The organism is Cobetia crustatorum, assembly GCF_000591415.1.
GTDB lineage: Bacteria > Pseudomonadota > Gammaproteobacteria > Pseudomonadales > Halomonadaceae > Cobetia > Cobetia crustatorum.
In genome coordinates, this window is sequence record NZ_JEMF01000028.1 from 45,924 (window position 1) to 53,994 (window position 8,071).

General features: G+C 57.5%; 3 protein-coding genes and 1 pseudogene. All 4 read right to left on the reverse strand.

All coding sequences use genetic code 11. From position 1 onward, the window contains the following. Positions 1-9: 9 nt before the first annotated feature. A pseudogene (gltB, locus tag BF12_RS19210) lies at positions 10-4,451 on the reverse strand (glutamate synthase large subunit); the annotation flags it as partial. A 485-nt stretch (positions 4,452-4,936) separates the two neighbouring features. Further along, the gene (gene aroB, locus BF12_RS0107865) at positions 4,937-6,052 is read right to left on the reverse strand and encodes a 3-dehydroquinate synthase (RefSeq protein ID WP_024951802.1); all 1,116 of its coding nucleotides are present in this window, start codon (positions 6,050-6,052) and stop codon (positions 4,937-4,939) included. Positions 6,053-6,075: 23 nt separating this feature from the next. Continuing rightward, positions 6,076-6,618 carry a shikimate kinase AroK gene (gene aroK / locus BF12_RS0107870; RefSeq protein ID WP_024951803.1) on the reverse strand — a complete coding sequence of 181 codons (543 nt, stop codon included), beginning with the start codon at positions 6,616-6,618 and terminating at the stop codon, positions 6,076-6,078. Then, the coding region (locus BF12_RS0107875; protein ID WP_024951804.1) for a type IV pilus secretin PilQ at positions 6,618-8,071 on the reverse strand (1,454 nt) is incomplete at its 5' end. The genes aroK and BF12_RS0107875, both read right to left, overlap by 1 nt.

The window sequence follows — 8,071 nt, forward strand, 5'->3', positions numbered from 1 at the left end:
ATCACTCCGCTGACGCCGAGACTGGTCGAGCAGGCCATTGAGGCTTGCTGCCTTGGGCTTGACCAGCCAGAAGTGACGCACGAAGTCAGGGAAGTCGCGCAGGATGTTACGCCCGCGCTCGGAGCCGGTTTCAGCCACGTACTCCTCGATGACTTCGCGCAGGTGGCGACGATAGGCCTCCATGGCTTCGGTATTGATGCGGTGGATTTCCACCAGCTCGTGGTTGTACTTGTCGACGAAGTCGCGACCTTCATCCAGCACGTAGGCAAAGCCGCCCGTCATGCCGGCACCGAAGTTAATACCCGTTTCGCCCAGCACACAGACCAACCCACCCGTCATGTACTCACAGCAGTGATCACCCGCCCCTTCGATAACCGCATGCGCGCCAGAGTTACGCACACCGAAGCGCTCACCCGCGGTGCCCGCGGCGTATAGCTTGCCGCCGGTAGCGCCATACAGACAGGTATTACCGATAATTGCAGTCTTGTGGCTTTCAAAGCGCGAACCACGCGGCGGAACGATGGTCAGCTTTCCGCCGTTCATGCCCTTGCCGACATAGTCGTTGGCATCGCCTTCCAGATACATATCGAGGCCGTGGGCATTCCAGACACCAAAGCTCTGCCCTGCCACGCCAGTCAGGCTCACCTTCAACGGTGACTCAGCCAGACCCGCCTCACCGTAACGCTTGGCGATTTCACCAGAGATGCGCGCTCCGACCGAACGATCACAGTTTGTGACGCGGAAACTGAAATCGCCTCCGCTACGGCTCTCAATCGCCGATTCCATCGCCGCCAGCATTTCGAGGTTCTTGGCACCTGGATCATGCGGCTCATTGCGGCTGACCTGACAGAACTGCGGCGCATCGCTCGGCACCGAGTCGTTACCCAAGAGCGGAGTCAGGTCAAGGCGACGCTGTGCGTTGGTCTCACCTTCCAGCACTTCGAGCAGATCGGTACGGCCGATCAGGTCAGTGATCTGGCGTACGCCCAGCAACGCCATCAGTTCGCGCACTTCCTCGGCGATAAAGCGGAAGTAGTGCTTGACCATCTCGACGGTGCCACGGAAGTGCTCATCACGCAGCGCCTGGTGCTGAGTCGCGACGCCGGTCGCACAGTTGTTCAGGTGACAGATACGCAGGTATTTGCAGCCCAGCGCAACCATCGGCGCGGTACCGAAACCGAAACTCTCGGCACCCAGAATTGCCGCCTTGACGACATCGAGCCCGGTCTTGAGGCCGCCATCCGTCTGCAGACGAATCTTGTGACGCAGCTGATTGATGCGCAGCGCCTGATGCACCTCGGGCAGGCCCAGCTCCCACGGAGAACCGGCATGCTTGATCGAGGTGATCGGGCTGGCTGCGGTGCCACCGTCGTAGCCGGAGACGGTGATCAGATCCGCGTAGGCCTTGGCCACACCTGTCGCGATGGTGCCGATACCCGGTTCGGAGACCAGCTTGACCGACACCTGCGCCGTCGGATTGACCTGCTTGAGATCAAAGATCAGCTGCGCTAAATCCTCGATAGATAGATATCGTGGTGCGGCGGTGGCGAGATCAACGTCACCCCCGGCACCGCATAGCGCAAGCGTGCAATCAGATCATTGACCTTGCCGCCCGGCAGCTGACCGCCCTCGCCAGGCTTGGCACCCTGCGCAACCTTGATCTGCAGCACTTCGGCATTGACCAGATATGCAGGCGTCACGCCAAAGCGACCAGAGGCGATCTGCTTGATCTTGGACGAACGAATCGTGCCGTAGCGCGCCGGATCTTCACCGCCCTCACCGGAGTTGGAGCGGCCACCCGCTTCGTTCATTGCCTGTGCCAGCGCCTCATGGGCTTCTGGCGACAATGCCCCCAGCGACATGCCTGCGCTATCAAAGCGCAGCAATAGTGACTCGACGGGCTCAACATCACTCAGCGGTAGCGGCTCAGCGACCGGCTTGAGGCGTAACAAGTCACGAATGGTCGTTACAGGGCGCTCATTGACCAGTCGCGCGAATTCTTTCCACTTGCCATAGTCGCCTTGCTGCACGGCTTCCTGCAGCTTCATGACGACGTCAGGGTTGTAGGCGTGGTACTCACCGCCGTGGACATACTTGATCAACCCGCCTTGCTTGATGCGCTTGCGCGGCAACCAGGCTTCACGGGCCAATAGCTCCTGCTGGAACTGCAGCTCGGCAAAGCCGGCACCTTGAATACGCGAGGCCATCCCGACGAAGCACATGTCCATGACTTCACTATTGAGGCCAACTGCCTCGAACAGCTGTGAGCCGCGATAAGAGCCAATGTGCGAAATACCCATCTTGGACAGGATCTTGTACAGCCCCTTCTGCATACCCTTGCGATAGTTCTCGCGGGCATCCGCCGGGTTGCCTGACAGCTCGCCGGTGCGATGCATATCTGCCATCACCTGATAGGCAAGATACGGATAGACGGCGGTAGCACCCACACCGAATAGCACTGCCATCTGATGAGCATCACGGGCGTAGCCTGTTTCGATCACTAGATTGACACGCGGGCGCAACGCCAAGGCGCCAAGGTGGTGATGGATGGCCCCTGTCGCCAGCGCTGCATGAACTGGCAGCTGACCTTGCTTCAGTCCGCAATCGCTGAGCACGAGAATGACCTTGCCGGCACGCGCAGCATCTTCTGCCTGCCGGCAGATACCCATCAACGCCTGCTTGAGAGAATCCTTGAGCGGGTCGTAGTGCAGCTTGATCGTCTGCGACGCGAAGGCCGCGTCTTCTTGAGTGACCAGCGCATTGAACTTGCGCGGTGACAGCACCGGCGTGGTCAGAATCAGGCGATGTGCGTGCTCTGGAGTTGCCTCGAAGATATTGAGCTCGGCACCACAACAGGTTTCCAACGACATCACTATCGCTTCGCGTAGCGGATCAATCGGTGGATTGGTGACCTGTGCGAATTTCTGGCGGAAGAAATCGGTCAGCACACGATTCTGGCGCGACAGCACAGCCATTGGTGTGTCATCGCCCATTGAGCCGACAGCTTCCTGACCACTTTCAGCCAGCGGGCGCAGCAACTGATCGCGCTCCTCGAAACTGACCTGGAACATCTTCTGATAGACGTCGAGGGTATCGGCTTCCATGGGCTGAAAGCGCGCCAGTTCGGTCAGTGCAGATTCGAGATAGTTCGCGTTCTCACGCAGCCAGCGCTTGTAAGGATGCGCGACCTTCAGCCGCTCACTGACCTGATCGGTATGCAGTACTTCGCCAGTTTCGGTATCAATCCCAAGCACCTGCCCTGGCCCGACACGGCCCTTGGCCACGACATCTTCCGGCTTGTAATCGTAGGTGCCGATCTCGGAGGCCAGAGTGATGAAACCATTGCGCGTGATAACCCAGCGCGCAGGCCGCAAGCCATTGCGGTCCAGCATGCACACCGCGTGACGGCCATCAGTCAGCACGATACCTGCCGGGCCGTCCCAAGCTTCCATATGCATGGAGTTGTATTCATAAAAGGCACGCAGATCGGAATCCATCTGCTCGACGTTCTGCCACGCCGGCGGCACCATCATGCGAATGGCACGATAGATATCCATGCCACCCGTCAGCAGCACTTCCAGCATGTTGTCCATGCTGGAGGAGTCGGAACCGACCGTGTTGACGATTTCATCCAGCTCAGCGATTTCGGGTAGCTGCGGGGAGACAAAGTTCTCCTTGCGCGCATTGGCCCAACCGCGGTTCGCCTCGATGGTATTGATCTCGCCGTTATGCGCCAGGAAGCGGAACGGCTGAGCCAACGGCCAACGGGGCGCAGTATTGGTCGAAAAGCGCTGGTGGAAGACACAGATCGCCGTCTCAAGGCGCGGGTCACCGAGATCCTTGTAGAAGCGCGGCAGATCGACCGGCATCACCAAGCCCTTGAACGAGATGACCTTGCCAGACAGTGAACAGACGTAGAAATCTTCTTCACCCTTCAAGGCCTGCTCGGCACGGCGACGCGCCATGAACAGATCAACATTGAACGCCTGATCGGAACGCTCATCAGAAGCTCCCACGAAGACCTGGCGGATACGCGGCAAACATTCACGCGCCATCGGGCCGCAGACGCTGTCATCCACCGGCATGTCACGCCAACCCAACACTTCAAGATTACGCGCACTCAGTGCTGCTTCGAATGCCTGGCGAGCAGCCTGCTCACGAGCATCATCATCCGGCAGGAACAGCGTACCTACGGCATAGCGCTCACCCAGCTCAAGCCCAAGGCTCTCTTGGGCGATCTGGCGCATGAAACCATCCGGCATCTTGAGCAACAAACCACAGCCATCGCCGGTCTTGCCATCCGCAGCAATGCCACCACGGTGTGTCATGCAGGTCAGGGATTCTATTGCGGTCTGCAGGAGTTCATGGCTGGGCTGCCCTTCCATATGGGCAATCAGACCGAAGCCGCAGTTATCGCGGAACTCTCCCGGTTGGTGGAGACCTTTGTTCATGGGCGTGCCTCACGGAGAAATCGTATGTCCAGATGCTTTTCAGAAAGCATTTTCCAGGTTATATTTATCGGTTATCTTTATTTTTATACCTGCCGATATTGGCGCCATCAGTGTCGCTCTGCGACGCCAGATTTCCCTCGAGCATATCCCTCAGCTTCCCGCCTGCGCAATTCTCCACAAGTCGTCCATCTCGGAAAAAACCTGACAAAACCGCAAGTTATAAGCGTACTCGTCAAAAAAACCCTGCAAGCTCAAGTGCTTAGCTAGTAGTCATGCCGCACGACTTTCGCCTTGCAACTTTAGTCTCGGAATAATAAAAAACAGCGTTTTTTATCGCCTCACCCCATACCGATTACGCATACGGCATACCAATACAGGAATATTGTGCGATCCCTCCTCCCTCTATCAGCCCCCCCCCTAGATAGCAAAAAGGCCGCCACCCTTAGGTGACGGCCTTCCTCATGATGCAGCAAGAGCATGCATGTTCAAGCAGGCGTGGCAGCACTTCGCGGCCAGTGCTCCAGCATCTCGTTGAGCATGCTCGCAGGCACTTTCTCGGTAATTACCGCACGACCGACATGCTCAAGCAAAATCAGGCGCAAGCGGCCGTCGACATTCTTCTTGTCCAACTGCATGTGGCGCAGAAAATCCTCGCCCCCCATATTTTCTGGCACGGCAACTGGCAAGCCAGCCCGATCGATGATGCGTGTCACACGCTCGACATCAGTACTGGAAAGCCAGCCCATGTGCGCCGATAGCTCAGCCGCCATCAACATGCCGGTGCCTACTGCCTCACCATGCAACCAGACGCCATAGCCCTGATCAGTCTCGATGGCATGCCCGAAGGTGTGACCGAGGTTAAGCAAGGCTCTTACGCCTTGCTCGGTTTCATCCTCGGCAACCACCTCAGCCTTGATGGCACAGCTACGGCGAATGGCTTCACCCAATAGCGTCTCATTGAGACCCATCAAGGCGTCCATGTTGTCTTCAAGCCAGCACAGGAAGCTCTCATCCCACAGCAGACCGTACTTGATGACCTCAGCCATGCCAGCCGACAGTTCACGCACAGGAAGCGTCTTAAGGCTTGAGGTATCAATCAGGACCAGACGCGGCTGCCAGAAGGCACCCAGCATGTTCTTGCCACGCGGATGATTGACACCCGTTTTACCACCCACCGAGGAGTCCACCTGTGATAACAACGTCGTCGGCACTTGGATAAAGGCGGCCCCGCGCTGATAGCAGGCCGCCGCAAAGCCAGTCATGTCACCAATCACACCACCGCCCAACGCAATCAGGGTACAGCGGCGATTGAAACCAGCTTCCAGCAGTGCATCCCAGATAAGCCCGATGCTGGCCATGTGCTTGGTCTGTTCACCATCCTCGAGAATCACCTCTCGGACATCAAGCCCCTCGCCCAGCGATGCCTTGAGCGCCTCCAGATACAGCGGCGCAACGACAGTATTGGTGACGATCATCACCTGACGCCCCGCAAGATGCTCGCGAATCAGGTCGCCACGCGCCGTGAGACCAGGGCCAATATGAATCGGGTAACTACGCTCTCCGAGCGCGACATCAAGTCGATGAGCAGGAGCTTGGGACATCAAAATTCTCCTTGCGGCCGGCGTCAACCCGGCACGTGCAGCGGGTCGGCCAGCGCTTTGATACGCCGCCGAATCTCATTGGTGACGGCCCGAGGGCTACGTCGATCAGTACGCACGATAATATCGGCGGTATCGCGATAGAGCGGATCTCGCACCTCGAACAGCCTTTTGAGCACACGGCCGGGGTCATCTTGCTGCAGCAATGGTCGATTGCGATCACGCCCCGCACGCTTGAGCTGCTGCTCGACGGGCGCGTAGAGATACACGACGGTTCCGCGTTCGCGTAACACCCGACGGTTAGCCTCCGCCATGATGGCACCGCCCCCCGTCGCCATGACCACGCCATTCAGTGCCGTCAGCTCGTCAATCACTGACTGCTCACGCTCGCGAAAGCCCGACTCGCCCTCGACATCAAAAATCCACGGAATATTGGCACCGCAGCGGTCTTCAATCACATGGTCGCTATCGCAAAATTCACGATGCAAGTCGGCCGCCAGCAGGCGGCCGATAGTGCTCTTGCCGGCCCCCATAGGGCCGACAAGGAATACATTGGGAATCACAAGCATCAGCGCACCGTCAGGCCGTCCTCGATGATCTTAGGAGTAATGAATACCAGCAATTCTACCTTCTCATTGGACTCTTCGGTATAGCGGAAGAGGTTTCCAATCACTGGGAGGTCGCCCAGGAAGGGAGTCTTGAACACGCTACGGATCTGCTCAGAGGTCAGAATACCCCCCAGCACGACCGTTTCGCCATCATTGACCAGTACCTGAGTCTCAATCTCGTTGGTATCGATTGCCGGTTCACCATTGAAACTATCATCCGAGACATCATCATTGTTGATCAACAGATCCATGATGATGCGGTTATCCGGCGTGATCTGCGGAGTCACCTCGAGTGCCAATACTGCTTCCTTGAATTCGATATTGGTCGCACCGCTGGACGTCGCTTCCTCATAGGGAATTTCCTGGCCCTGCTTGATCACTGCCTTCTTCTGATTGGCAGTAATGATCTTGGGCTGAGAGATGGTCTGGCTCTTACCTTCACTTTCCAGCGCCGACAATTCAAGATCCAGCAGGATATCGCCGGATAAGTATCCAAAGCTGAAAGTACTGCCCGGATTGCTGTCATCCCCCAGGTCAACACTTAAACCGCCACCATCAGAAGTCCCGGACGATGCACCACCAAGATCCAACTTCCCAGTATTGTTGGCAGATATTCCCCAGTTGACCCCAATCTCGCTTGAAACGCTGCTACGTGCAATCACGATACGCGCCTCGATCTGTACCTGACGTACCGGGATATCCAGGTACTCAAGCGTGCCGCGGATTTCTTCGAGCGTGTCGCGGGTATCCTGGATCAGCATGGTATTGGTCCGCTCATCAACCATCACGCGACCACGTTCCGAGAGCAGGCCAATGCCGCCCTCCCCGCGCAACAGCGCCGCCAGATCAGCTGCCTTGGCATAACGTACCTGAACATATTCGGTCGTCATCGGCGCCAATTCCTTGACCTGCTGATTCGCCTCAAGCTCTTTGCGCTCAAGCGCAGCCAGTTCTTCTGCTGGCGCCACCATCAGCACATTACCCATACGACGACTGGCCAAGCCATTGGACTTGAGCACCAGGTCCAGCGCCTGATCCCACGGCACTTCCTTGAGGTTCAAGGTCACGTTGCCCGTCACGTTGTCACTGGCGACGAGGTTGAGCCCAGTGAAGTCAGCAATGATCTGCAGCACAGAGCGCACTTCAATGTTCTGGAAGTTGAGCGAGATCTTCTTGCCGGTATACGGGAACTTGTCCTTGATCCGCTCGGCCTGCTCTTCACGCGTCAGTGGCTTGACCTCAAGGACCAGTTCATTACCCGCCTGCGTCGCGATCTGGGTGTAGTAGCCACTGGCATCAACCACAAGACGAACACCATCACGGGTGCGCTGCGGATCGATACGGGTCACGGGCGTTGCAAAATCACCCACGTCCAGCACCTGATTCAGCTCAGGTGTAGTGGCACAGTGAATCT